26 protein-coding genes are annotated in these 24,549 nt (G+C 65.0%); 12 read left to right on the forward strand and 14 right to left on the reverse strand.

Annotated elements, in window-relative coordinates:
• Positions 1–115 precede the first annotated feature (115 nt).
• The 4 genes from NHF53_RS05860 to NHF53_RS05875 all read right to left on the reverse strand — a co-directional run bounded on the left by NHF53_RS05860 (position 116) and on the right by NHF53_RS05875 (position 3,003).
• Positions 116–1,408, reverse strand: coding sequence for an Hsp70 family protein (locus tag NHF53_RS05860; RefSeq protein WP_252833474.1), 1,293 nt, complete (start codon positions 1,406–1,408; stop codon positions 116–118).
• 150 nt (positions 1,409–1,558) lie between these two features.
• The gene (locus NHF53_RS05865) at positions 1,559–1,753 is read right to left on the reverse strand and encodes a hypothetical protein (protein WP_252833475.1); all 195 of its coding nucleotides are present in this window, start codon (positions 1,751–1,753) and stop codon (positions 1,559–1,561) included.
• Between the two features lie 129 nt (positions 1,754–1,882).
• Entirely contained in the window at positions 1,883–2,086 is a 204-nt protein-coding gene (locus NHF53_RS05870) for a hypothetical protein (RefSeq protein WP_114361874.1), read from the reverse strand.
• Between the two features lie 131 nt (positions 2,087–2,217).
• A complete protein-coding gene (locus NHF53_RS05875; RefSeq protein WP_252833476.1) occupies positions 2,218–3,003 on the reverse strand; it encodes an SDR family oxidoreductase in 786 nt (261 codons plus the stop codon).
• 178 nt (positions 3,004–3,181) lie between these two features.
• Here NHF53_RS05875 and NHF53_RS05880 point away from each other — a divergent pair, with 178 nt between their 5' ends.
• Positions 3,182–4,117 carry a hypothetical protein gene (locus tag NHF53_RS05880; protein ID WP_252833477.1) on the forward strand — a complete coding sequence of 312 codons (936 nt, stop codon included), beginning with the start codon at positions 3,182–3,184 and terminating at the stop codon, positions 4,115–4,117.
• A gap of 12 nt (positions 4,118–4,129) precedes the next feature.
• Here the strand turns inward: NHF53_RS05880 and NHF53_RS05885 are convergent, their stop codons facing one another.
• A complete protein-coding gene (locus tag NHF53_RS05885) occupies positions 4,130–5,578 on the reverse strand; it encodes an FAD-binding oxidoreductase (RefSeq protein WP_252833478.1) in 1,449 nt (482 codons plus the stop codon).
• Between the two features lie 249 nt (positions 5,579–5,827).
• Between NHF53_RS05885 and NHF53_RS05890 the strand changes: the two genes are divergently transcribed.
• The 4 genes from NHF53_RS05890 (at position 5,828) to NHF53_RS05905 (ending at position 11,155) form a co-directional block, all read left to right on the forward strand.
• Complete coding sequence (locus tag NHF53_RS05890; RefSeq protein ID WP_252833479.1) at positions 5,828–6,838, forward strand: magnesium transporter CorA family protein; 1,011 nt, start codon at positions 5,828–5,830, stop codon at positions 6,836–6,838.
• A 211-nt stretch (positions 6,839–7,049) separates the two neighbouring features.
• Positions 7,050–8,708 (forward strand): electron transfer flavoprotein-ubiquinone oxidoreductase, encoded by a 1,659-nt coding sequence (locus tag NHF53_RS05895; protein WP_252833480.1) that lies wholly within the window; start codon positions 7,050–7,052, stop codon positions 8,706–8,708.
• 218 nt (positions 8,709–8,926) lie between these two features.
• Entirely contained in the window at positions 8,927–9,955 is a 1,029-nt protein-coding gene (locus NHF53_RS05900) for a serine hydrolase (RefSeq protein ID WP_252833481.1), read from the forward strand.
• Positions 9,956–10,054: 99 nt separating this feature from the next.
• Positions 10,055–11,155 carry a branched-chain amino acid aminotransferase gene (locus tag NHF53_RS05905; RefSeq protein WP_252834921.1) on the forward strand — a complete coding sequence of 367 codons (1,101 nt, stop codon included), beginning with the start codon at positions 10,055–10,057 and terminating at the stop codon, positions 11,153–11,155.
• Positions 11,156–11,228: 73 nt separating this feature from the next.
• Here the strand turns inward: NHF53_RS05905 and NHF53_RS05910 are convergent, their stop codons facing one another.
• The gene (locus NHF53_RS05910) at positions 11,229–11,579 is read right to left on the reverse strand and encodes a DUF2200 domain-containing protein (protein ID WP_252833482.1); all 351 of its coding nucleotides are present in this window, start codon (positions 11,577–11,579) and stop codon (positions 11,229–11,231) included.
• A 225-nt stretch (positions 11,580–11,804) separates the two neighbouring features.
• Between NHF53_RS05910 and NHF53_RS05915 the strand changes: the two genes are divergently transcribed.
• Positions 11,805–12,290, forward strand: a complete 486-nt coding sequence (locus NHF53_RS05915; RefSeq protein ID WP_252833483.1) for a hypothetical protein — start codon at positions 11,805–11,807, stop codon at positions 12,288–12,290.
• An 82-nt stretch (positions 12,291–12,372) separates the two neighbouring features.
• On the opposite strand, the gene NHF53_RS05920 is transcribed toward NHF53_RS05915, so the two are convergent.
• A complete protein-coding gene (locus tag NHF53_RS05920) occupies positions 12,373–13,278 on the reverse strand; it encodes a DMT family transporter (RefSeq protein WP_252833484.1) in 906 nt (301 codons plus the stop codon).
• 133 nt (positions 13,279–13,411) lie between these two features.
• Here NHF53_RS05920 and NHF53_RS05925 point away from each other — a divergent pair, with 133 nt between their 5' ends.
• A complete protein-coding gene (locus tag NHF53_RS05925; RefSeq protein ID WP_114361883.1) occupies positions 13,412–13,888 on the forward strand; it encodes an Lrp/AsnC family transcriptional regulator in 477 nt (158 codons plus the stop codon).
• A gap of 94 nt (positions 13,889–13,982) precedes the next feature.
• Entirely contained in the window at positions 13,983–14,591 is a 609-nt protein-coding gene (locus NHF53_RS05930; RefSeq protein ID WP_114361884.1) for a L,D-transpeptidase, read from the forward strand.
• 12 nt (positions 14,592–14,603) lie between these two features.
• On the opposite strand, the gene NHF53_RS05935 is transcribed toward NHF53_RS05930, so the two are convergent.
• On the reverse strand, positions 14,604–14,996 hold the full coding sequence (locus tag NHF53_RS05935) for a GFA family protein (protein ID WP_252833485.1): 393 nt from the start codon (positions 14,994–14,996) through the stop codon (positions 14,604–14,606).
• A 183-nt stretch (positions 14,997–15,179) separates the two neighbouring features.
• Here NHF53_RS05935 and NHF53_RS05940 point away from each other — a divergent pair, with 183 nt between their 5' ends.
• On the forward strand, positions 15,180–15,557 hold the full coding sequence (locus NHF53_RS05940; protein WP_252833486.1) for a hypothetical protein: 378 nt from the start codon (positions 15,180–15,182) through the stop codon (positions 15,555–15,557).
• Between the two features lie 36 nt (positions 15,558–15,593).
• Positions 15,594–16,505 (forward strand): diacylglycerol kinase family protein, encoded by a 912-nt coding sequence (locus NHF53_RS05945; protein ID WP_252833487.1) that lies wholly within the window; start codon positions 15,594–15,596, stop codon positions 16,503–16,505.
• Between the two features lie 76 nt (positions 16,506–16,581).
• Here the strand turns inward: NHF53_RS05945 and NHF53_RS05950 are convergent, their stop codons facing one another.
• Together NHF53_RS05950 and NHF53_RS05955 are read right to left on the reverse strand one after the other, a co-directional pair.
• Positions 16,582–17,244, reverse strand: a complete 663-nt coding sequence (locus NHF53_RS05950) for an outer membrane protein (RefSeq protein ID WP_252833488.1) — start codon at positions 17,242–17,244, stop codon at positions 16,582–16,584.
• Positions 17,245–17,409: 165 nt separating this feature from the next.
• A complete protein-coding gene (locus tag NHF53_RS05955; protein ID WP_252833489.1) occupies positions 17,410–18,768 on the reverse strand; it encodes a glutamine synthetase family protein in 1,359 nt (452 codons plus the stop codon).
• 207 nt (positions 18,769–18,975) lie between these two features.
• Here NHF53_RS05955 and NHF53_RS05960 point away from each other — a divergent pair, with 207 nt between their 5' ends.
• On the forward strand, positions 18,976–20,343 hold the full coding sequence (locus NHF53_RS05960; RefSeq protein WP_252833490.1) for an aspartate aminotransferase family protein: 1,368 nt from the start codon (positions 18,976–18,978) through the stop codon (positions 20,341–20,343).
• Between the two features lie 101 nt (positions 20,344–20,444).
• Here the strand turns inward: NHF53_RS05960 and NHF53_RS05965 are convergent, their stop codons facing one another.
• Both NHF53_RS05965 and NHF53_RS05970 read right to left on the reverse strand, forming a co-directional pair.
• The gene (locus tag NHF53_RS05965; RefSeq protein ID WP_252833491.1) at positions 20,445–20,732 is read right to left on the reverse strand and encodes a DUF2218 domain-containing protein; all 288 of its coding nucleotides are present in this window, start codon (positions 20,730–20,732) and stop codon (positions 20,445–20,447) included.
• A 2-nt stretch (positions 20,733–20,734) separates the two neighbouring features.
• A complete protein-coding gene (locus NHF53_RS05970; RefSeq protein ID WP_252833492.1) occupies positions 20,735–21,310 on the reverse strand; it encodes a PadR family transcriptional regulator in 576 nt (191 codons plus the stop codon).
• Between the two features lie 202 nt (positions 21,311–21,512).
• Between NHF53_RS05970 and NHF53_RS05975 the strand changes: the two genes are divergently transcribed.
• Entirely contained in the window at positions 21,513–21,983 is a 471-nt protein-coding gene (locus NHF53_RS05975) for an OsmC family protein (RefSeq protein ID WP_252834922.1), read from the forward strand.
• On the opposite strand, the gene NHF53_RS05980 is transcribed toward NHF53_RS05975, so the two are convergent.
• Together NHF53_RS05980 and NHF53_RS05985 are read right to left on the reverse strand one after the other, a co-directional pair.
• Complete coding sequence (locus tag NHF53_RS05980; protein WP_252833493.1) at positions 21,984–23,483, reverse strand: glycosyltransferase family 39 protein; 1,500 nt, start codon at positions 23,481–23,483, stop codon at positions 21,984–21,986. It lies immediately after the preceding gene.
• Positions 23,480–24,520: a glycosyltransferase family 2 protein gene (locus tag NHF53_RS05985; RefSeq protein ID WP_252833494.1), complete on the reverse strand. Its 1,041-nt coding sequence runs from the start codon at positions 24,518–24,520 to the stop codon at positions 23,480–23,482. The genes NHF53_RS05980 and NHF53_RS05985 overlap by 4 nt, the downstream gene beginning before the upstream one ends.
• Positions 24,521–24,549: the final 29 nt, after the last annotated feature.

Consider the following 24,549-nt stretch of genomic DNA (forward strand, 5'->3'; position numbering starts at 1 on the left):
TGCTTCGGCCACAGCCGTTGAGGATCGGTATTGGTCGCCGGGGAGACTGGAGGCCGCCGAGGGCTCGGCGGGTTAAGCCCTCCCCCTTGTGGGGAGGGCTTGGGAGGGGTGGCCCTCAGACCGCCCATTGCGCGATGTCGTCGCGCTCGCCGATGAGCGAGAGCCCGTGGGCGATGGAGACGAGTTCGCCGCCGGTCTCGATGCGCGAAGCGTCGAAGCGCTCCGTGAAGATGCGCCGCACCGCCGGCACGAAGGAGGTGCCGCCGGTCAGGAACACCTTGTCGATGTCGGAGGCGGCGGTGCCGGTCGAGGTCAGCACGTCGTCGAGCGCGCCCTCGATGCGGGCGAGGTCGTCGGCGATCCAGGTCTCGAAATCGGCGCGGCGCACGGTCTTGCGGCCGGCCGCCCCGAGCGGCGCGAAACGAAACTCGGCCTCCTCGGACGACGAGAGCGCCATTTTGGCCGCCGAAACCGCCTGGTAGAGCGGATAGCCCTCGTCATGCTCGACGAGGTCGATGAAGAGTTCGAGCTTTTCCGGCTCCAGCGCCTGGCGGACGAGGCCCTTCAGGTCGGCATATTCGCGCGAGGTCTTGAAGACCGAGAGCTGGTTCCAGCGCGAGAAGCTGGTGTAGTAGTTGCTCGGCACGTCGAGCACCTTGCCGAAGCTTGAAAACCGGCTGCCCTTGCCGATCTCGGGTGCGACGAGATGGTCGATGATGCGGGCGTCGAACTGGTCGCCGGCAATGCCGACGCCGGAATGGCCGACGGGGCGGGCGGTGACGCGGCCGGCTGACGTCTCGAAGCGGATCAGCGAATAGTCGGTGGTGCCGCCGCCGAAGTCGGCGACCAGCACGGTCGCGTCCTGCTTCAGGTGCCGGGCAAAATAGAAGGCCGCCGCCACCGGCTCGTAGACATAGTGGATCTCGGGAAAGCCGAAGCGGGTGAGCGCTTCGTTGTAGCGGGTGATGGCGAGCGCGGGATCGGGGCTGGCGCCGGCGAAATGCACCGGCCGGCCGACGACGAGGCGTTTCGCCTGCGGCCAGCCGTCGCCGGCATAGGCTTCCAGCCGCCTCAGGAAGACCTCCATCAGGTCCTCGAACTGGAAGCGGCGGGCGTGGACGAGCGTGCCCTGGAAGAGCGGCGAGGCGGCGAAGGTCTTGATCGACTGCAGGAAGCGGCATTCGCCCGGATTGTCGATGAAGGCGCGGATCGCCGCCTGTCCGGCCTCGACCTTCAGCGCCCTGGCGCCGAGCGCCTTGTCCTTCATGAAGGAGAGCGCGGTGCGCATCGTGTCCGCCGTGCCGGCAGAGGAGGTGAAGGCGACCGAGGCGGTTGCCGCCGCGGCATCGTCGGCGACCGCGAGAACCGTGTTCGTCGTGCCGAAATCAAGACCCAGCGCTTCAGCCATGGCCGCCGCTCCCCAAAACTGTTCGTGTGATGCTTGAACCGGGCGAGCGCCCGAACGCGAAACGGGGCGTCGTCAAGGAGCGCCCCGCAATGGAGGGCGGCTATTGCCATGAAGGGAGGAGGAAGGCAAGGCCGGAAAATTGGTTTGGTATCAGCGCGCAGTGCGCCGCGCGATGACGATCAGCACAAGGCCGAGGATGGCGAGGCCGGCGCCATAGGCGATCCACGGGCTCTGGTCGATCATGAAGCTCGAGGCAGGATAGGGGAAATAGCCGCTGCCCTGGCCGATCCAGACCAGCCCCATCACGACGGCGATCGCGCCGACCAAGGTGAGTGTCCGTCGCATCGGCATGGCTCCGTTTCCCGACAAGGGCGCCGATCGGCGATCGCGCGCGTCACGGCTCGTGCAGGCACAGCGAAATGTGCCCCGCCTCCCGGTCCGCTGGAAGACGGGGCGAAAGGCGGGCGGAGGCGCTCAGCGCAGGAAGCGCCGCGAGCTCCAGAGTACGATCAGGCCGAAGACGGCGACGAGCGAGCCGTTCGTCGTCCAGACGCTCTGTTTGGTGATGAAGTCGGACGCCGGCAGATGGATCGTGCCCGTGCCATGCGCCACCCACGCAAGGCCGACGGCGATGATCAGCAATCCTGCAACCGTCAGTGTCGTACGAATCTGCTCCAATAGTTTCTCCTCCCATGGAACGATTTGTCGCACCCACTATAGCGCAAGTCCTATGTGACGCCAGCGCTTTTTGCGACAATCGGTCGCAGGCGGAGGGCAGGCCCGGCATGCCCTTGCGATATCCGTCCCCCTCAGATCGAGCGGGCCGCACCACCGTCGACGCGCAGCATCGTGCCGGTCACGTAGCTTGCCGGAACCGAGCAGAGGAAGGCCGCGGCGGCGGCGAACTCCTCGACCCGGCCGAGGCGGCCGGCGGGGATCGTTTTCACCGAGGCGGCGCGCACTTCCTCGACCGAGCGGCCGGAGCGCGCGGCATTGGCGCCGTCGAGCTCGTCGATGCGGTCGGTGTGGATGCGGCCGGGAAGCAGCATGTTGGCGGTGATGCCGAAGGAGGCGACCTCCGTTGCGAGCGTCTTGTTCCAGCCGACCAGTGCGCTCCGCAGCGTGTTGGAGAGCGCGAGATTGGGGATCGGCTCGAAAACGCCCGACGAGGCGACGGTCAGGATGCGGCCGAAACCCTGCGCCTTCATCTGCGGTAGCAGCGCGTTGGTGAGCGCGATCACGCGCACCACCATCGACTGGAAGAAGCCGTCGAGTTTCTCCGGCGTCATTTCCTCGGCGGTGCCGGGCGTCGGGCCGCCGGTGTTGTTGACCAGGATGTCGATGCCGCCGAGCTTCGCCGCGACCGCCTCGACCATCGCCGATACGAAACTGGCATCGGTCAGGTCGGCGGCGACATAGTCCGCCTTGCCGCCTTCGGCCTCGATCGCTGCGACATTGGCGGCGAGCCTGTCGGCGCTACGCCCGCAAAGGAGCACATGCGCGCCTTCGGCGGCGAGCGCCCGGGCGATGCCGAGCCCGAGCCCGCGCGAGGAGGCGAGAACGAGCGCGCGCTTTCCCGAAATGCCGAGGTCCATGGGGATGTCCTTTCATGATGCGATGTCTTGGCGCCAAGTTAGCAACGCTGAATGACTTGGAACAGTGGGTAGATTGCCGGATTCAGGTTGAGGTTGTAGTGTGCTGCAGCAAGAAATCAGAGAAAGTGGTGTTTGACGGGGGAGGGGAACCTTGGGCTGGAAAGGTGTACTACGTTCTATGGCCGCAGCATCGCGCGCCGCGAATCGGGAGGCGGAGAGGCGTAACAAGCAGATGCAAAAGGCTCAGATGTTTGCGGAGTCGGCATCGGCAGTAGAAAGTTGGCAAAACTACATCGACGAGCTGATATCTGTGCACACGACACTTTCTGATGGCGTGGACTGGGAGAAAATTTCCACCAAACCTCGGCCGGTACCGCCGCAGAAAGCATCGCCTAACGAAGATAAAGAAAAACGGACACTGTCAGAGTTCCGTCCCGGCATGCTTGATTTTCTGCGCGGCGGTACAGCAACCCTTCGGAAGAAGCTTGAGGATGCTGTGGCCTTAGGAGCGTCACGCGATCAGCGCGAGTTCGAACTACAACAAGCTACGTTTCAATCGGCGCTAGAAGAATGGGAAACGGATGCACAGTTGGCTTCCAACTTGCTTCGCGGCGATCCCGCCGCGATCCGGCAGGTAATTCAAGAGATGCAATCTCTGTCTGACGTTCACTTGATTGGAAGTGAAATCGATTTTTCTATTGGGAAGAGCTTCATCCATGCTCGCCCAAAGGTCCATGGCGAAGAAATTGTTCCGCGCGTCCGTAGGAAACAATCAACTGGCGGTCGCCTCAACGAAACCCCGCTGCCTTTGGCACAATTCAATGCCTTGTATCAGGATTATGTGGCCAGCGTGTCGCTCAAGACGGCCGGAGAGTTGCTAAGGATTTTGCCCCTAAGCGAAGTTTACGTTACGTGTCTTGCGCATCTATTAGATGAGTCGACTGGCCATAAGGTCTGGTCTCCGATCTTGTCGGTTCACTTCACAAGATGCAGTTATGAGAACCTAAACCTTGCATCTGTTGACCCCTCTGAGGCGCTTCGAAATTTTCGACACAACATGCGGTTTTCAAAGCAGAAGGGGTTTTCTCCAATCGAGCCAATAGAGGTCGTTTAGGAGGCGCCTGCCCTAAAATGGCACCTTGCCGGGGTTGAACAGGCCATTCGGGTCGATTGCCTGCTTGATGACCCGGGCGAGCGCCTGTTTCTCCGGGGCGGCGAAGGCTTCGTAGGCGTGGCGCTTCTCGCGCCCGACGCCGTGCTCGGCGGAAAACGAGCCGCCGGCTTCGCGGATGCCGGCATAGACGGCTGCTTCGACGGCGCGCTGTTCGGCCTCCGGCAGCGGCCCGGGTTTGATCAGCGTGATGTGCAGGTTGCCGTCCGCGACGTGGCCGTAGACATAGGCCGCATAGCTGGCGTCGATCGCTTCGAGGCGTGCCGCAAGCCCCTCGACATAGGCATCGAGGAAGGTCGGCGGCACGGAGATGTCGAAGGAGGCGGCATCCGGGATCGCCGCATAGTAGAAGCCGGAATCCTCCCGGATATCCCAGAACTTTCGTGCCTGGTCGAGCGACTGGGCGACGATGCCGCCCCGAAGTGCTGCCGGTTCCCAGAGGGCTTCGAGGCCTTCTTCCAGCGCGGCCGTCGCGGCCTCCACGGTTTCCGCGGACAGCTCGATGAGAAGCGCCGCAGCACCTTCCTCCAGCCAGGAGAGGTCGAAGGTCTTCAGGGCCGCGTGATCGCGGATGTAGCGTGGCCACATCATTTCGGCGGCCTCCAGCGTCACGCCGGAGAGGCCCCGGAAATGCCTTATGACGGCGAGCGCTGCGGCGGCATCGGTGACGCCGAGCAAGGCGGTCGCGCGGTGGGGGCGTAGCGGTTCCAGCTTCAGAACCGCCTTCGTCACGAAGCCGAAGGCGCCTTCGCCGCCGATGAACAGCTGCTTCAGGTCCGGGCCGGCCGAGACCTTCACCACCCGCGTCATGTCGTGGAAGACCTCGCCCGAGGGAAGGACCGCTTCCAGCCCGAGCACCTGGTGACGCATGACGCCGTTGCGGAAGGCGAGGATGCCGCCGGCATTGGTGGAGATCATGCCGCCGATCGTCGCCGAGCCGCGGGAGCCGAGGTCGATGCCGGTCGTCAGCCCGTGGCGGGCTGCCGCCTGCTGCAGCGCTTCGAGCGCGACGCCGGCCTCCACCTCCGCGGTCATCTCGTCCGGCCGGATCGCCAGGATGCGGTTGAGCCGCGCCGAGGAGAGGATGACCTCGCCGGCCCGGCTCACATTGCCGCCGACGAGGCCGGTGAGCCCGCCCTGCGGCACGACGGCGACGCCGTTTTCCACGCACCAGCGCACCAGCGCCGCGGCGGCCGCCGTCGAGCCGGGTTGCGCCATGACGCCGCCGGCGAAATTGTCGGGATGCTCGCCCGGATGGCGGCCTGCGAGTTCCGCGGGTCCGAAAACGGCAAGCTCCGGATTAAGGCCGCGCAGGCGATCAAGGAGTTCGGCGGGCGAAAAGCGGGCGGTGGTCATGGCGATCCGGAAGTGTCTCTGGCGGGGCGGAAGGCGTCGCCGAGCCATGCACGGGCCGGCGTCTTTTGGCAAGCGGGGCGAGCCTGTTCCGTTTCGTTGCACCGCGGAAAATACCGGCTTGACGCGGCCGCGTTTCAGGCCCATCTGGTGGGCGTCGCGACAAATGTCGCTCCACCCGAGGACACCCAAATGGACCCTGACAGTCGAAGATCGAACACGTTCTGCCGTTCCGTCCGGTAAGGGCCCGATCTTCGTGTCCGCTCCGGACGGCAATAAAAAGCCCGAAGGAGCATATCCATGCTGCGCATCTATTTCCGCGAAGCAGAGCGCCTCGTTCTGCGTGACAAGTCCGACGAAACCGCCACCGAAAACACCGTCGCCGAAGAGGCCGTCGCGCCGGTTCTCTGGTACGATCTCGTGAGCCCGACGCCGGCCGAGAGCCGGCATGTCGAGCAGGCGCTGCAGCTTGCGATCCCGACCCGCGACGAGATGGAGGAGATCGAGCTTTCCGCCCGTCTCTACCAGGAGGACGGCGGAGAATTCATGACGCTGACGGCGCTCACCAATCTCGACGGCGATACGCCGGCGAAGACGCCGGTCACCTTCATCCTCAAAGGCGAGACGCTGGTGACGGTGCGCTATGCCGACCCGAAACCCTTCCTCGCCTTCGTGCACCGGGCGCTGCGCGTCAACGCCCAGGCCTATGGCTGCGGCGAGGAGGTGATGCTCGGCATCGTCGAGTCGATCGTCGACCGCATGGCGGACGTGCTGGAGCGGATCGGCAACGAGATCGACGGCATCTCGCGGGAGGTCTTCCGCGGCAAGGCGACGCCCTCTACCAAGAAGACCAAGGACCTGCAGTCGCTGATCGAGCAGCTCGGGCAGAAGGGCGATTTCCTCGGCGGCGTGCGCGAAAGCCTCGTCAGTATCTCGCGGCTCGTGGCCTATCATGCGGCGCTCGAAAGCCCGCAGCGCCGGCCGAGCAAGGAAGTGCGCCAGCGCGTGAAGATGCTGCAGCGCGATGCCGTCTCGCTCGGCGACCACGCGACCTTCCTCTCCGGCAAGGTCAACTTCCTGCTCGACGCGACGCTCGGCCTCATCAATCTCGAGCAGAACCAGATCATCAAGATCTTCACCGTCGCCTCGGTGGTCTTCCTGCCGCCGACGCTGGTCGCCTCCGTCTACGGCATGAACTTCGCCGCCATGCCGGAGCTTCAATGGCATCTCGGCTATCCCTGGGCGGTCCTGGTGATGCTGCTGTCGGCTGCTCTTCCCTTCTACTATTTCAAGCGGCGCGGCTGGCTCTAGAGCCGATCGGCATTCAGGTTTCAGGCGTGGCGCAGCCACGCTCTTCCCACGATCATTACATTGACGTGTACGTAAACGGCAGATATTCTGCCGCGGAATGATGCCGTGCGGAAATTTCGGGCCAGCCGCTGTCGCAAGCTGGCTCGACATCGGTCGCGGCTTTTGAGAGAAGGTGGCCTGAATGGGGATCAGGCCCGAGCGGAGAGAGACGATGAGCGAACAGGAACTGCCCGAGCGCGAGAGCATGGAATTCGACGTGGTGATCGTGGGGGCGGGGCCTGCCGGCCTCTCCGCGGCCATTCGCCTGAAGCAGGTCAATCCGGACCTGACCGTCGTCGTCCTCGAAAAGGGCGCGGAAGTCGGTGCGCATATCCTCTCCGGCGCGGTCGTCGATCCGATCGGCATCGACCGGCTGCTGCCCGGCTGGCGCGAGGACGAGGGCCATCCCTTTAGGACGGAGGTCACCGACGACCAGTTCCTGTTCTTGGGTCCCGCCGGCTCGATGCGCCTGCCGAACGCCTTCATGCCGCCGCTGATGAACAACCACGGCAACTACATCGTTTCTCTCGGCAATGTCTGTCGCTGGCTGGCGACCAAGGCGGAAGAACTCGGCGTCGAGATCTATCCGGGCTTTGCCGCGACCGAAGTGCTCTACAACGACCAGGGCGCGGTGATCGGCGTCGCGACCGGCGACATGGGCATCGAGAAGAACGGCGAGCCGGGCCCGAACTACACCCGCGGCATGGAACTTCTGGGTAAATACGTGCTGATCGGCGAAGGCGTGCGCGGTTCGCTCGCCAAGCAGCTGATTGCGAAATTCGACCTTCAGAAGGACCGCGAGCCGCAGAAGTTCGGCATCGGTCTCAAGGAACTCTGGCAGGTCAAGCCGGAGAACCACAAGCCCGGCCTCGTCCAGCATTCCTTCGGCTGGCCGCTCGACATGAAGACCGGTGGCGGCTCCTTCCTCTATCATCTCGAAGATAATCTCGTGGCGGTCGGCTTCGTCGTCCACCTGAACTACAAGAACCCCTATCTCTTCCCGTTCGAGGAGTTCCAGCGCTTCAAGACCCATCCGGCGATCGCGCCGACCTTCGAGGGTGGCAAGCGGCTTTCCTACGGCGCCCGCGCCATCACCGAGGGCGGCTGGCAGTCCGTGCCGAAGCTCTCCTTCCCCGGCGGCGCGCTGATCGGCTGCTCGGCCGGTTTCGTCAACGTGCCGCGCATCAAGGGTTCGCACAACGCCGTCCTCTCGGGCATGCTGGCCGCGGAGAAGATCGCCGACGCGATCGCAAACGGCCGCGCCAATGACGAGCCGGTGGAGATCGAGACCGAATGGCGCGCGACCGACATCGGCAAGGACCTGAAGCGGGTCCGGAACGTCAAGCCGCTGTGGTCGAAGCTCGGCACGGCGCTCGGTGTGGCGCTCGGCGGCCTCGACATGTGGATCAACCAGATCTTCGGCTCGTCGCCCTTCACGCTGAAGCACGGCAAGACCGACGCGGCGTCGCTGGAACCGGCCGCCAAGCACAAGCCGATCGCCTATCCGAAGCCGGATGGCGTACTGACCTTCGACCGGCTGTCCTCGGTGTTCCTGTCGAACACCAACCACGAGGAAGACCAGCCGGTGCACCTCAAGGTGAAGGACATGGCGCTGCAGAAGTCGTCGGAACTCGGCATCTATGCCGGTCCCTCGACGCGCTACTGTCCGGCCGGCGTCTATGAATGGGTCGAGAAGGACGGCGAGCAGGTCTACGTGATCAACGCCCAGAACTGCGTCCACTGCAAGACCTGCGACATCAAGGACCCGAACCAGAACATCAACTGGGTGCCGCCGCAGGGCGGCGAGGGTCCGGTCTATCCGAACATGTGATCGGGGCGGGGAGGGGAATTTCCCTCCTCACGTCATTCAATGGCAGTGCACCCGCCCGGCCTTGTTGTCCATGTGGCAGCACTGGCCGGGTGGCGAGCTCTTGCGGCAGCCGCCGCCGTGCGCCCACGCGACACTTGTCATTCCCATCACGAGCATAGAGATTGTCGCCACCAAAATCTTCATCAACTCCCCCCAACAGCTAGGGGCAATGGTCGCACATGGACGCTGACGGCGCAAATCTCTGGCAACAGGCTCTTTCCCGCATCCCCGCGCCTGCGGCGATCTTCGCGACGGGCAAGGGGCTCGCGAAGCCTCTCGGCGTGGCCACAGGCTTTGCCGACCCGGAAGGCCGGAGGCCTTTCACGACGGAGACCCCGTTCCGCATCGCCAGCAATACCAAAACCTTCGTCGCCGCGACGGCCTTGCGATTGTGGGAGCGAGGTGAACTGGATCTGGATCAGCCGGCCGCCGCCCTTCTGACACCGGCGCTGACGGAACTCTTGCAGACTGCCGGCTATGGTACCGGCGAGATCACTATCCGGCACCTCCTCAACCACAGCGCCGGGATTTTCGATCATACCGGCACGGAGCGCTTCGCCAAGGTGATCCATGAGGTGCAGGACCATGTCTGGACGCGAGAGGAGCAGGTGCGGCTCTCGTGTGGTTCGTCCGGCCCGACGGCGTCACCGGGCTTCGAATTCCGCTACTCCGACACCGGTTACATACTGCTCGGCGACATTCTGGAGCGCGTGTCCGGCCGGCCGCTTGCCTTTCTGGTGCGGCAGGAAATGCGCTTCGATGAACTGGGAATGACATCGGCGTGGTGGGAGAAGGAGGAGCCGGCGCCGGCTGGTGTCGTGCCGCGTGCGCGCCAGTTCATCGGGAAAGAGGAGTTCACTGCCCTCGATGCATCCGCCGACCTGTTCGGCGGAGGCGGTCTCGCCATGAACGTCCGCGATCTCGCGAGCTTCATGGCGCATCTTTTCGAGGCGCGGATCTTTCAGCGGCCGGAAACGGTTGCGGAAATGCTGTCCGCCGGGACACACAAGAGAGCGGAGGACTATCGCCTCGGACTGTTCTCGCGCTATGTCGGCGAGGTCGAGGTCTTCACCCATGCCGGCTTCTGGGGAACTCTGGCCTGCTACAGTCCAGACAGTGGCGTTGCCGTCGCGGGCTGTACTCTCGACAAGGCGTATTTCGGTGAGCTGGAGCGGCTCGTTGAAGAGTTCCTGCTCGCTGTTGCCTGAAGCTATCGCAAGAGGCACTTGCAGAGGAGACGTTGCAGCGATAAGCGATAGACGAAAGGTCAGCAGTCCTGACCGAACGAGAACCGAGTGGCCGAGATCATGCAACAAGACGCTCTTACCTTCGCCATCAATCCGAACGCCAACCCGATGCCGGAGGCGGACCGCCTCAAGGCCTTCGAGAACCTCGGCTTCGGCACGCTCTTTTCCGATCATATGGCGGTCATCCGCTGGAGTGCCGACAAGGGCTGGCATTCGGCAGAAGTGACGGCGCGGGCGCCGTTCCCGCTCGATCCGGCCGCGGCCGTGCTGCACTACGCCCAGGAAATCTTCGAAGGCATGAAGGCCTATCGCGCCGCCGACGGCCGCGCCGTGCTCTTCCGCCCGGAGGAGAACGCCCGCCGCTTCAACGAATCCGCCCGCCGCATGGCGATGCCCGAACTGCCCGAGGCGCTGTTCGTCGAAGCAGTCGAGCAGCTCGTCCGCGCCGACGCCAGGTGGATCCCGGCGGCCGAGGGCAGCAGCCTTTATCTGCGCCCGTTCATGTTCGCCTCGGAAGCCTTCCTCGGCGTGCGTCCTTCGAAGGAATACATCTTCTGCGTCATCGCCTCGCCGGTCGGCCCCTACTTCAAGGGTGGCGCCAAGCCGGTCAGCATCTGGGTGTCGGAGCATTATACCCGCGCCTCCGCCGGCGGCACGGGGGCGGCCAAGTGCGGCGGCAACTATGCCGGAAGCCTCGTCGCCCAGGCCGTGGCCCATGAGCACGGTTGCGACCAGGTGGTCTTCCTCGATGCCGCCGAGAACCGCTGGATCGAGGAACTGGGCGGCATGAACGTCTTCGTCGTGATGGCTGACGGGTCGCTCGTCACCCCGCCGCTCGGCGGCACGATCCTGCCCGGCATCACCCGCAAGTCGCTGATCGCGCTTGCGCGCGACCTCGGCTACACGGTGCGCGAGGAGCGCTACGCCTTCGAGGACTGGAAGGCGGACGTGGCGAGCGGCAAGGCGAAGGAAGCCTTTGCCTGCGGCACCGCGGCGGTCGTCGCCGCGATCGGCAAGGTCAAGTTCCCGGGCGGCGAGTTCGTCATCAATTCAGGCGAGACCGGCCCCGTGACGGCGAAGCTCCGCGATGCGCTCGTCGGCATCCAGCGCGGGCAGACCAACGACGCGCACGGCTGGCTGAAGGTGCTCGAAGGCGTCTGATTTCCGGCGCCGCGACCACGAAGGAATTCCATAGAGGGCCTGCCCGTTGCGGACAGGCCCTTTTCAATAGGCCTTAGCTGCGCAGGATCTTCGCCATCGGCTTGCCCTTGGCGAGCTCGTCGACCAGCTTGTCGAGATAGCGGATGTCCCGCATGGTCGGGTCGTGGATGTCTTCCACGCGGACGCCGCAGACGACGCCGGTGATCGAGGAGCGGGCGGGGTTCATCCGCGGCGCCTGCGCCAGAAAATCCTGAAAGCTGGTGTTTTTCGCCAGATGATCGGCGAGAGCCTCGGGGCTGCAGCCGGTCAGCCAGCCGATGATCTCATCGACCTCTGCTTTCGTCCGCCCCTTCCTTTCCGCCTTCGCGACGTAGAGGGGATAGACGCTCGCAAAGCTCGTCGAGTAGATGCGATGTGTCGTCATTCTTCCTCCCCGTTCCTTCACCCACCCTCTCGAAGATAGGCGGCGCAGGAACAGCGGCAAGTCCTGGGCTGACCGCCGCGGGATATTCATTACCATTTCTCCATATTGATGCATATCAACTTCAGTATGTGTCGATGGACTACTGTAGCGGTCACCGCGATGGCAAACGAATGCCGGCGGCTCGCAACAAGTCACGCGTCGACAGATGTCGACAGGAGGTTGATCATGAAACGCATCTTGGCTTCGGCCCTCGCACTCGCCTTGACGTCAGCCTTTTTCGTCAGCGCTGAAGCACAGCCCGTGCCCGGTCGCGGCATGGGCTGGGGCGGCGGCGGCATGATGATGAACAATCCCGGCCGGGGACGCTTCCCGATCATCGATACCGACGACAACGGCGTCATCAGCGCCGAGGAGGCCGCTTCCGCCGCCGAGGAGGTCTTCGCCGCCATGGACGCCGACGACAACGGCGAACTGACCATGGAAGAATACATGACCGTCCGGATGGGGCCGCAGGACGGCTGGAACAAGGCCCGCCAGGAAGCGCGCGAAAAGCAGAAGGCGGACCGCTTCGGCACGCTCGACGCCGACAAGAACGGGACCGTCAGCCAGGCCGAGTTCATCGCCGGCGCCAAGGCCCACTTCGCAGCAGCCGATGCCGACAAGGACGGTTCCGTGACTCCGTGGGAGTGGCGCAGCCAGCAGTGGAACTGAGGTTCGCCGCGGGCGGCACCATCCGCCACCCGTCACCCAAGGCCCGGTCGTCGCAGGACGGCCGGGCTTTTCTCGTCCGGTCTCAGCTCTTCCGTGAGAGGATGCCGGTCGAGAGCGCCACGCCGATGCCGGTGACGAGGGCGGCGGCGATGTCGACCGGTCCGATCGCCTCTCCGAGAAGGAGCGCGCCGCCGAAGGCCGCCATCACCGGCACGAGGGCGGCGAAGGCCGCGGCAGGCGTGCTGCCGAGAATGCGCACCGCCGCGCCGTAGGCGACGGTGGCGGCGAGGCCGGAAAGCAGGCCCTGTGCCACCACCTGGATGCCGAGAGCTTCGAGCCCGATGCCGCTGAAATCGACATCAACGGCAAGCACAAGGCCGATGTGGATCAACAGGGACCAGACGGCGATGAGCGCACTGCCTTCGAGCGCCCCGAGCCCCGAACGCCGGAAGGCGTGGGTGTAGACCGCCCAGAAGGTCGCGGCGACCGGCAGCAGTAGATAGCCCTGCCAGGCGATGTGCTGCGCCTCGAGCAGGCCTGCAAGAAGGAGTGCGATGCCGAGCAGGATGGCGCCGAGGCCGGCGAGCCTCAGCCGGTCCGGCCGTTCGCGGAAAAGGACGATGCCGATCAGCGCGGTTGCGAGCGGCATGGCGCCGACGAGCAGCACGCCGGCGGCCGAGGCCGGCGCGAAGCGCAGCGCAAAGGCGGCGAGATGGAAGAATGGCGCTCCCGAGCCGCAGACCATCAGGAAGAGCACGAACGGCGACACGCCACGGGGCATGAGCCCGGTCCGCAGCCAGACGGGAGCGAGCACGAGTGCCGGAACACCGAAACGGATCAGGCCGAGTTCGGTAGCGCCGATTGCGCCCTGCCGTCCGTGACGGGTGGCGATCACCCACACCGCCCAGATGACCACGGTGACGAGCGCTGCGGCGTATCCTGAAGCTTTCGACGGCACGGCTGCCTCCTGCAGGCTCGCATGGACCATGGCCTTCCCCCCTCGATTTTGGTAGCCGCTGATATACTAGGGGCTGAGGCGTGGCATGTCCTTGCCATTTGCGGCCACTTGCGACATAGGGCTTGGCATTTTCCGCCACGAAGACGGTAAAGGCTTAGCGAATATGCCAAACCTCGACGCATTTGATCTGCGCATCCTGTCGGTCCTGCAGGAGGACGCACGAGCGAGCAATGTCGACATCGCCGAACGGATCAATCTTTCCCCCACGCCGTGTCTGAGGCGCATCCGCAATCTCGAAAAGGACGGCGTTATCCGCGGCTATCGGGCGGAGGTCGATCGCGCCAAGGTCGGGCTCGGTCTGACGGTCTTCGTGGAGATCAAGATCGGCCAGCACAACCGTGCGAGTTCGGAGCGCCTGCAGGAGGCGCTGCTCGCCGTGCCCGAGGTCACCTCCTGCCACCTGATCTCGGGCGAGGCGGACTTCCTCGCCGAGGTGGTGGTCGCCGATCTCGCGGCTTATGAGACGCTGCTCACCGAGACCCTGCTCGATCTGCCGGGCGTGACCGACATCCGCTCGAACTTCGCAATCCGTTCGGTGAAGACGGGCGGCCCGCTGAAGCTTCCGCCGCCGCAGCCGTAAACGCGCATCCGCTGCGCGGGACCGGCATTAAATCTCCGTTAACCATAAATTCCTTAAGTTATCGCTCATACGAGCGCAACCTGGGGAATGGATCATGCCGATCTCTCGCCGCGGATTCCTGGCCGGCCTGCCGCTGCTGCTTGCCGGCTGCACGACCAATGCCGACTATGCCAATTACGGCCCGATCGCCGACGAACCCTACCCGATCAAGCGGATACCGCTCGAAAAGTTCAAGCCGGAGCTGCGCCGCCAGGAGGTCGCCTATGCGACCAGAGAGCCGGCCGGCACCATCGTCGTCGATACGCCGGCACGCCGCCTCTACTATGTGCTGGGCGAGGGCCGCGCGATCCGCTACGGCGTCGGCGTCGGACGCAACGGCTATGCGCTCGCCGGCCACGCCTATATCGGGCGCAAGGCGGAGTGGCCGGGCTGGACGCCGACCGGCAAGATGATCGCCCGCGATCCGCGCAACCGCCGCTATGCCGGCGGCGTTTCCGGCGGCCTGTCGAGCCCGCTCGGCGCCCGCGCGCTCTACCTCTACCGCGGCGGCGGCGACACCATGTTCCGCATCCACGGGACAACCCAGCCCTGGTCGATCGGGCAGGCGATGTCGAGCGGCTGCATCCGCATGATGAACCACGACGTCATCGATCTCTATAACCGCGTCAAGGTCGGCGCGCGGGTACTCGTCCTGCAGGCCTGAGGTCTCGCGGTTCTACGGCTCGGTTCGGACTGAGCCCTCGCGATCCCGTTCGTATCGCTTTTCGAGCGGGAACGGCGGCAGCCAGGACTCGCGCCGGATGGTCCAGAGTTCGTAGGTCGGCTTGAACTGGTCGGGCGCGTCGAGCGAGCCGAGGTTCACCTCGATCTCGTCGCCGCTGCGCCCGAAGACCGACGAGCCGCAGCGCGGACAGAAGAACCGCCCGGCATAGTCGCGGGTCTCGCCTTCGATCCTCACTGCACCTTCGGGGAAGATCGCCGAGGCGTGGAACAGCGCTCCGTGGTGCTTGCGGCAGTCGAGACAATGGCAGAGGCCGACCCTGTAGGGCCGTCCCGACGCCGCAAATCGGACGTTGCCGCAGAGGCAACCGCCGGTGACACGATCCATGCCCGCATCTCCTCAATTTCGGTTGAGCGAGTTATCTACAACGTCCGGTGCCGTCCCTGCAATTTGCCGCTGCGCCCAGGTCAGCTTCCACAGCCTGAGGTGCCATTTGGCGGCCGGCCTCAAAAAGGCGCGAATCGGGGGCGGTAGTCTGAACTATCCAGCCAAACCGGGAGACAGGGCTTCGTGTTTCCATCGTACCACAAGGCGCCGGCAAGACTCGCCATCGCCATTCCGCTCCTCGTCGGAACACCTTCGACACCGTTGGCGGAGTCGCTGATCGATCCCGAAGGGCCGTTCAGGATGGGCGAGGGCTATGCCGACCGCCCGGCGACCGACAATCGGATCACGCTGACGATCACCGGCCGGCTGGCGGTGGTGGAATGGGATGGAACGCTCGCCCATCCGGTGATGTGTGGGGAGCGGGACGTGCAGGTGATGTGCGTCACCTATAGTAAGGAAGGGCGGCATGTCGGCGACACCGTCCTCTTTGCCGGCGGCTACGCCCGGTACGGCGCGCGGCGGATCATGCTCGATCCCTGTCTCGCATCGCCGGAGGAATGAAACGTTCGGAAACGGGGCTCTCGAGGAGCGGAGGCCATGCGGATCAAGGCCATCTTCAACCGCGACGGCGGGACCTTCAGGACCGCGGACATGGCGCAGGTCTGTGCGATGGCGACCGAGATCTTTTCGGTCCGGGGGCATGAGCTCGAGTGCATCGTCGTGCGCGGGAGCGAGATTCTGCCGGTTCTTGCGGCAGCGGTGCGCGATGCCGACGCGCTGATTGCCGGCGGCGGCGACGGTACCATCTCGGCGGCCGCCGGCGTCGCCTGGAAGGTCGGCCTGCCGCTCGGCGTGGTGCCCGCCGGCACCATGAACCTCTTCGCCCGTTCGCTGCACATCCCGCTCGATCTTCGTGGCGCACTGGAGACCCTGGCGGCAAGCCCGGTCCGCGCCGTCGACATCGCCTCGGTCAACGGCCGGCCCTTCGTGCACCAGTTCTCCGCCGGCCTCCACGCTCGCATGGTCCGGATGCGCGATGCGAAGACCTATGCCTCGCGCCTCGGCAAGATCGCTGCGAGTGCACGCGCCGCACTCGGCGTCATGCTGAAGCCGCCGCGCTTCGAGGTCGTCTTCGACATCGACCACGACGGCCGTAGCGAGCGCCGCATCGTCTCGGCGATCTCGATCTCCAACAATCCCTTCGGAGATAGGCCGCTCTTCTTCGCCGACGAACTGACCGGCGGCAGGCTCGGCGTCTATCTCACCGACGCTCTCGAACCCTGGGGCGTGGCGAAGCTCGCATTCTACATCGTTCGCGGCCGCATGAAGGAGAATGCCGCCGTCACCGCAGCGACCGCCGAGACGATACGCCTGCATTTTCCGAGGCATCCGCGCGGGGCACGCTGTGTGGTGGATGGCGAGCTGGTGCGCATGCCGGATCGGCTGGAGGTGCGGATCCATCCGGGCGAACTCCAGGTGCTGGCGCCGGCAGCCGCGGCCGGCGCGTGAGACAAGAAGCGCCACATACGAAAAGAGCCGCCCCTGAAAGGCGGCTCCATATGTCTCGCACCCGACGTCGCGTCTGTCAGAACTTGAAGTTCACGCCGATCTTGCCGGTGTGGAAGCGCTGACTGATGTCCGAATCCTGTGTCGGGTAGACCGCATACCGGGCGCTGCCGAAGTCGTAATACATGTATTCCGCCTTGACCGACCAGCGCGGCGAAATAGCATATTCGACACCGGCGCCGGCTACCCAGCCAGCCTCGGTGCGGCTATCGCTGCCGTTGTCACCCGCTCCGTCGTCGGTGCTCATCTCGAAGCGGCCGAGACCGAGACCGCCGGTGCCGTAGACCAGCAGGTTGTCGAAGCTGTAGCCGACGCGGCCGCGCACCGTGGAAAGCCACTTGGCATCGCTGGAACAGGTATAGGCCGGGTTCGGGCAGGCGGTATCGCCCTTGATGCCGGAGGCGGATATATCCGCTTCGGCGCCGAAGACCCAGTTGCCGGACTGGAAGTTGTAGCCGGCCTGTACACCGCCGAAAGCGCCGTCGCCTTCGTGATCCGCCGTGGTTCCGATGCCGGTGAAGGTCCAGTCGACGATCGACTTGCCGCCGCCGGCATGTGCGCCGAGGTAGAAGCCGGACCAGTCGCTCGAGACAGGAGCTTCCAGAGACGCCGACATGTCCGCAGCTGTCGCCGGCGTCACCACGGCGGCAAACAGGACTGCCCAGACAAAATTCTTAGTCATCAGATGATTCCCCTCACCGAACGAATATAGCTATGTCTATATTGCGGAGCATGGTCGGGCAATCCTCCTCCCTTGCTATTCGCCGTCGAGATGCCGAAGCGCCACACTCTGCCGCGTGCGCTTGACGTTCCTCGGCTTTCTGCCGCGGCAAGCGTGATTGCCGGCTCAGATCCGCGGCAGATAGGTCTGGTAGTCGAAGCTCGAGACGGTTCGCAGATAAGTGATCGCTTCCTTGCGTTTGGTGTCGCCGTAGATCCGCTGGTATTCGGCGCCGAAGACGTCGGCGATGAAGGATGAGTTGCGGAACCGGTCGACCGCGGTCAGGAAATCATGGGTCAGCATGTCCGGGTTTTCCGGCGCGCTGTCGGGTGTGGTGACCGGGCCGGGATCGAGGTTTTCGTCGAGGCCGAGCAGGATGCCGCCGAGGATCGCGGCGAGCAGGAGATGCGGGTTGGCGTCGGCGCCGGCGACGCGATGCTCGACGCGGGCGGCGGGACCGTCCTTGTCGGGAATGCGGATCGCCGTGCCGCGGTTGCCGAAACCCCAGTCGACCTTGTCGGGGGCGAACGAACCCGGCTGGAAGCGGCGGTAGGAATTGGCAAACGGCGCGAAGATCAGTTGCGCGTCCTGCATGGTCTTCAACATGCCGGCGGTGATCGACTTGAGCTTGACCGGATCGCCGCCCTTGGCGTCGAGGATGTTGCGGCCGTCCCTGTCGATGATGCTCGCATGGACGTGCAGGCCGGAGCCGGCCTGGTCGCCATAGGGCTTGGCCATGCAGGTGGCCTTGAGGCCGTGGCGGCGGGCGGCGAAATCGACGACGCGCTTCAGATAGATGCAGTCGTCGGCGGCGGCCATGGCATCCGCCTTGTGCAGGAGATTGACCTCGAACTGGCCGGGGCCGAACTCGGCGGTCGTTGCGTCGGCCGGCAGGCCCATATCGTCACAGTAGCGGCGCACCGTCGTGAGGAAGTCCTCCATCGCGGCGGTTGCCCGCATGTCGTAAAGTTGGAAGCCCTCGACCTCGCCGTCCATCACCAGAGCCTTTGGTGGCATGGGCTTGCCGGTTTCGCGGAAGTCAGGCTCGACGACGTAGAATTCCAGTTCGGTCGCCATGACCGGCATCAGGCCGCGTTCCTCGAAACGTTTCAGGACATTGGCGAGGATGGCACGCGGGCAGATGAAATGCGGGTCGCCGTCCAGCGTGTGCATCGTGGCGAGGACCTGCTTGGAGCCCACCGGTCCCCAAGGCAGCGTGGTCAGCGATTTCCGGTCGGCGAAGAGGATGCCGTCCGGGTCGCCGAGCGTCAGCGAGATCCTGGTGATGTCGTCGTTGTCGTCGCCCCAGATGTCGAGCGACTGGGTGGAGGCGGGCAGGCGGACGGTGTTCTTCCAGACCTTCTCCTCGGCGCCGAGCGGAATCATCTTGCCGCGCAGGTCGCCGTTCATGCCGACGAGCAGGACTTCGATGCGTGCGGAGGGATCGGCTGCGGGGTGGAGGGCGGCCTGGGAAACATTCGTCATGAAAAAGCTCTCGCCGGTTCGGCTGAAGGGATGATCGGGGGCGGGGAGGCTGGCAAATCGACGCCCTTGCCAAACGCATTCCGGAAGGTCATCTTCGTAGCCGATAACGTTCCGCCTTTCAATCAGGCAAGGCAGCGAGACGTATGCCGGGCAGGCCGCAGGGTCTGCCCGTATTCGGTCTTGCGGCCTGCAAACAGGACTGTCGCCATGAACAAGCCCATCGCCCATTCCAATCTCGGCGCCATTGACGCCGCCCACCATCTGCATCCCTTCTCCGACATGAAGAAGCTCAATGCGGACGGCACACGCATCATCCACCGGGCGGAGGGCGTCAACATCTGGGACCAGAACGGCAAGAAGTATCTGGACGCCTTCGCCGGCCTCTGGTGCGTCAATGTCGGCTACGGCCGCAACGAGATCGCCGAAGCCGCCTATCGCCAGATGCAGGAGCTTCCCTATTACAACACGTTCTTCGGGACGACGACGCCGCCGACCACGCTGCTCGCCCAGAAGATCGTGAGCCATGCCGGGCCGAGGCTCAACCACGTCTTCTTCACCAATTCCGGGTCGGAAGCCTCCGATACCTGGTTCCGCATGGCGCGCGTCTACTGGAAGGTGCTCGGCCATGAAACCAAGACGCAGGTGATTGCGCGGAAGAACGCCTATCACGGCTCCACCGTCGCCGGCGCCTCGCTCGGCGGCATGCAGTGGATGCATGAGCAGGGCAACCTGCCGATCCCGGGCATCCATCACATCGGTCAGCCCTACTGGTATGCCGAGGGCGGCGATCTCTCGCCCGAGGAGTTCGGCCTGAAGGTCGCGCGTGAACTGGAAGCAAAGATCGATGAGCTCGGCGAGGAGAATGTCGCTGCCTTCGTCGCAGAACCGATCCAGGGCGCGGGCGGCGTCATCGTCCCGCCGGAAACCTACTGGCCGGAGATTTCCCGCATCTGCAAGGCGCGCAACATCCTGCTCGTCTCCGACGAGGTGATCTGCGGCTTCGGGCGGCTCGGCTCCTGGTTCGGCCACCAGCACTACGGCTACGAGCCGGATCTGGCGCCGGTCGCCAAGGGGCTCTCCTCCGGCTATCTGCCGATCGGCGGGGTGATCGTCAGTGATCGCGTGGCCGACGTGATGATCGGCGAACTCGGTGATTTCTACCACGGCTACACCTATTCCGGTCATCCGGTCTGCGCCGCCGCGGCGCTCGAAAACATCCGCATCATCGAGGAGGAGGGGCTGGTCGAGCGGGTGCGCGACGACATCGGCCCCTATTTCACCGAGGCCTGGCGGAGCCTCGCCGACCACGAGATGGTGGGCGAGGCGGTGAATGTCGGGCTGATGGGCGCCGTGCAGATTGCCGCCGACAAGGCGACGCGCCGCCGCTTCGAGAAGCCGGACGACATCGGCACACTGGTGCGCAACCAGTGCGTGGCGAACGGCGTGATCCTGCGGGCGACCGGCGACCGGATGCTCGCTTCGCCGCCGCTCGTCATCTCCCGTTCCGAAGTCGACCAGACGGTCGAGACGCTGCGCAACGCGCTGGACTGGCTGAAGGACAACCGCCCCGAGTAAGGTTCGGGCATAGCCTCTTGCATGCGAAAGGCCGGTGCGAACCGGCCTTTCGTGTCTTCGCCTGTTTGGCCTTCACCGGGCGGCGACCGGATGAGGGCGTGTCAGACCGTCCGCCACTCGAACGGGAGCGGCGCCTCGCGGAAGGCGAAGCGGTCGAGATGGCTCGCGACCACGCCCTTTATCCGCTCCAGAACCTCGTCGGATGCCGCGTCGATCACGACGGTCAGCCCGACCTCGTCTGCGCTCATCGTCGCGGTTGCTTCGGCGAAACGGACCGTTCCGCTCTTCTCGCCGAGCTCGACATCGAGCTTGTGGCTCCAGTGCTTGCAGAGCTGCTGCAGGTATTTCCAGCCGTTCTCGGTCGGCACCGTAGCGACGGATCTTGCCATGGTCAGAGCCTTTCGATCTTGCCTGCGGCCTCGTCGAGGATGCGGGCGACCTCGAGCTGGGTCTCGCGCGTCGCGCCCTCCTGAGAGAGCCGGTCCTGCAGGGCCGTGCGCAGGTTGTGCATGGCCCGGCGCACCGGAGCGGCGTCGGTACGTTCGGAGAGGCGGGCGAGCGCCGTCAGCCGCGCCATGGCGACTTCGACCTCGTCTGCCCGTTCGGCAAGGTGCTGGCGGCCGGCCTCGGTGATGCCCATCAGCTTGCGCGGGCCTTCGCTCGCCTGTTCCTCGGAAAGGCCCATGTCGAGCAGCAGGGTGAGCGTCGGATAGACGACGCCGGGGCTCGGCGCATAGGCGCCACCGGACAGCGTCTCGATCTCGCGGATCAGGTCGTAGCCGTGGCGCGGCTGTTCCTCGATCAGCTTCAGAAGCACGAGCCGGAGCTCGCCGGCGTCGAACATCCGCCGGCGTTCGCCGCGGCCGCGCGGACCGCCCTCGGGACGGCCGCCGAAGAAGCCGCCATGGCGCATGGCCTGGAAGAAGGGATGGCCGTGTTCCTCACGGCCGCAGTGGAAATGTCTCACGTTTCGGGTTCCTTCGATGTATTGAACTGTAGCTAAGATATATCTTAAATCGATCGTTACAAGTGGCAGAGCAAAAATCGTCGGACGGCGCGAGACCGCGTTCTTGCCTTTGAGGTGTGTCGCGCTTGGCCTATTGTCGGCGCCGAAGAAGAGAGTCGCGACCGGAGACGGGGCGATGGCAACGCTGGAGAGGATCGCAAAGATGAGCGGAAGACATCACGAGTACAGCGCGACGGTGACCTGGATCGGCAATCGCGGCACCGGCACCTCCGGCTACCGGGACTATAGCCGTGACCACGTGATCGCTGCCCGCTCCAAGCCGGACATACCGGGCTCGGCCGATCCGGCCTTCCACGGCGACGCCGAGCGGTGGAACCCGGAGGACCTGCTGGTCGCCTCGGTTTCGGCCTGCCACAAGCTCTGGTATCTGCATCTCTGCGCGGTGAACGGCGTCGTCGTCACCGCCTACGAGGACCGTGCGGAGGGGCTCATGGTGACGGAGGAGGATGGCAGCGGCCGCTTCACCCAGGTCGTGCTGCATCCGCGGGTGACGATCTCGGCCGGCGATCGCGAGCGCGCGGCATCCCTGCACCACGACGCCCACGAGAAGTGCTTCATCGCCAATTCGGTCAATTTCCCGGTCCGTTGCGAACCGGTGATCGTGGAAGCGTGATCAGTCGAGCCAGGCGTAGCCGAACTCGAACGTGTCGCCGTCGGCGGCATAGTGATAGGGCACTGCGCGATAGGACGGGCGCAGATCCTCGCCGCCGGAGACAAGTCCGCTCTTCGTCAGGAGTTCGACGAGCACCGGCGGCACGGGGGCCATGTCGCCCTTGGGGCTCCGCCAGACGACGAGGGCCGGACGCTTTTCAAAGGCACTGGGCGGCAGCTCGACCGGTGCATGGGGCATTGCCACCACTGCTTCCGGCGCATTGAGGCGCAGGCTGCCGGCGATCTGCTTGTCGCCGCCGATCACGAGGGCAGGCGCCGCACCCCGCTCGTCGACCACTGCGTCGTAGAAGGGACCGATCGGGGCGTTGAAGCGCGTGTATGCGCCGATCCGCGGGCCGATCATCGGGCCGAGGAAGAGATAGGCGAGCGTCGCGACCGAAACCGCGAAGACGGGAACGGCAAAGGTCTTCAGCCGGCCGTCGAGCGCGACGCCCGCCGCCTCGGCCTTGAGCGCGAGATAGAGCGGCAGCGGCAGGAGATAGAGGACCAGCCACTTCTCGCGGATGCTCGTGGCGTCGAGCGTCACGACGATCACCGCCAGGATGGCGAAGAGGATCAGCAGCATCCGGCCGACGATCCGCGTCCACGGGCTCGATGCGCGGAGGATCGCGCCGAGGTCATGGCGGAAGACGAGGCCGAAGAGCAGCAGGAGCGGGGCGATGCCTCGCAGCAGTGCGAAGGCGAGGGCACCGAGCCCGATGAGCGCGCGCAGGAACCTCGATCCGGCTTCGATCTCCCGCATCTCCCGCATGGTACCGCCGGTCGCCAGATCGAGGTTCTGCAGGAACCAGAAGGCGTGCGGCAGCACGAGCACGGCCGCGACGGCAATCGCGAGCACCATCCGCCAGTCGAGGATGCGCTTGCGGTACTCCGCCTCCGGCAGCACGGCGAGGATCGCCGCGAGCGGCAGAAGCGTGAAGTTGTACTTGGAGAGCAGCCCCATCGCGACTGCGACGCCCGCATAGAGATAGGTGCCGAGGCTCGGCCTCTTCAGCGTCAGGAAGAAGGCGTGCAGGAAGAGTGCTGCGGCGAGGATCGCCGCGACGGTATGGGAGAGATCCCGCTGCGACATCAGGAAGATCGACGGAAAGGTGAGGATCCCGACGACCGCGACGGCCTGCAGCGTGCCCGAGCGCAGCACCTCGCGGGCCGCGAGCCCGTAGAAGAGGGCGGTGAGGAAGAGCAGCAGGTTCTTCAGCACGCTCAGCACTGCGATAGAAAGCCCGAAGGCCGAGATCATGCCGTGCTGCAGCCAGTCGTAGAGCGGCGGCTGGCGGCCGTAGCCGAGCGCAAGGAACTGCGAAATGTAGACGAGCTCGGATTCGTCGACTTCGAGCGATGGCGGCAAGGTGCTGCGGTGAAGGATCGCCAGCAGGTAATAGCCGGCGACCGCGGCGAGTGTGACGCCGAGCGCGCGGCTGCCGCTGCCGGCTTTCCTCATTGCGCGCTCTCCCGCGTGATGACCTCCCGGACGATGTAGTTCGGCGTGTCGTCGCCGCGATAATAGGCGCGCGCCAGCATCTCAGCGAGGATGCCGGTGGTGATGAGCTGCACCGACGACAGGACGAGCATGACGGCGATCAGCAGCAGCGGGCGGGTGCCGATGTCATTGCCGAAGATGAACTTGTCGATGAAGAGGTAGGCGAGGATGAGGCTCGAAACCGCACCGATGCCGAGGCCGAGCGAACCGAAGAAATGGCCTGGCCGCGCCTTGTAGCGCATGAAGAACATCACCGAAAGCAGGTCGAGGATCACCCGGAAGGTGCGGGAGATACCGTACTTGGAGACGCCGTACTGGCGGGCGTGGTGGGTGACCGGCATTTCGCCGATGCGCGAGCCGGGTACGACGCCGGCGACCCAGGCCGGGATGAAGCGGTGCATTTCGCCCATCAGCTGCACCTGCTTGATGATGGCGCCGCGATAGATCTTCAGGCTGCATCCGTAATCGTGCAGCTTCACGCCGGTGAAGCGGCCGATCAGGTAATTGGCGATCCAGGACGGGATCTTGCGCATCAGCAGGTCGTCCTGGCGGTTCTTGCGCCAGCCGACGAGCAGGTCGAGCTTGCGTTCTTCGAGCGCGGCGACCATGGCGGGAATGTCCTTCGGATCGTTCTGCAGGTCGCCGTCCATGGTGGCGATCAGGCGTCCGGTGGCGGTGTCGATGCCGGCCTGCATGGCGGCGGTTTGGCCGAAATTGCGCTGCAGTTCGACGATCTTGAGGTCGAGACCCTCGCGGTCGAGAGACTGGCGCGCCCGCAGGACGGTGGCGTCGGCACTGCCGTCGTCGACGAGCACGAGGTCCCAGGGTTTGCCGAAATCCGCCATCGCGGTGCAGATGCGCTCGATCAGCGGACCGACACTTTCCTCCTCGTTGAAGAGGGGTACGACGATCGAAAGTTCGAGCGCGTTCTCTGCGCCCTCACGGGCGTCGGTGGATACGGTACGGCCGTCCAATTCTTCTGCTCCTCGGTTGCTCATCGCGGTCATTTCCCGCCGCCTGATAGTCC

Source organism: Ciceribacter sp. RN22, from assembly GCF_024054295.1.
GTDB lineage: Bacteria > Pseudomonadota > Alphaproteobacteria > Rhizobiales > Rhizobiaceae > Allorhizobium > Allorhizobium lividum.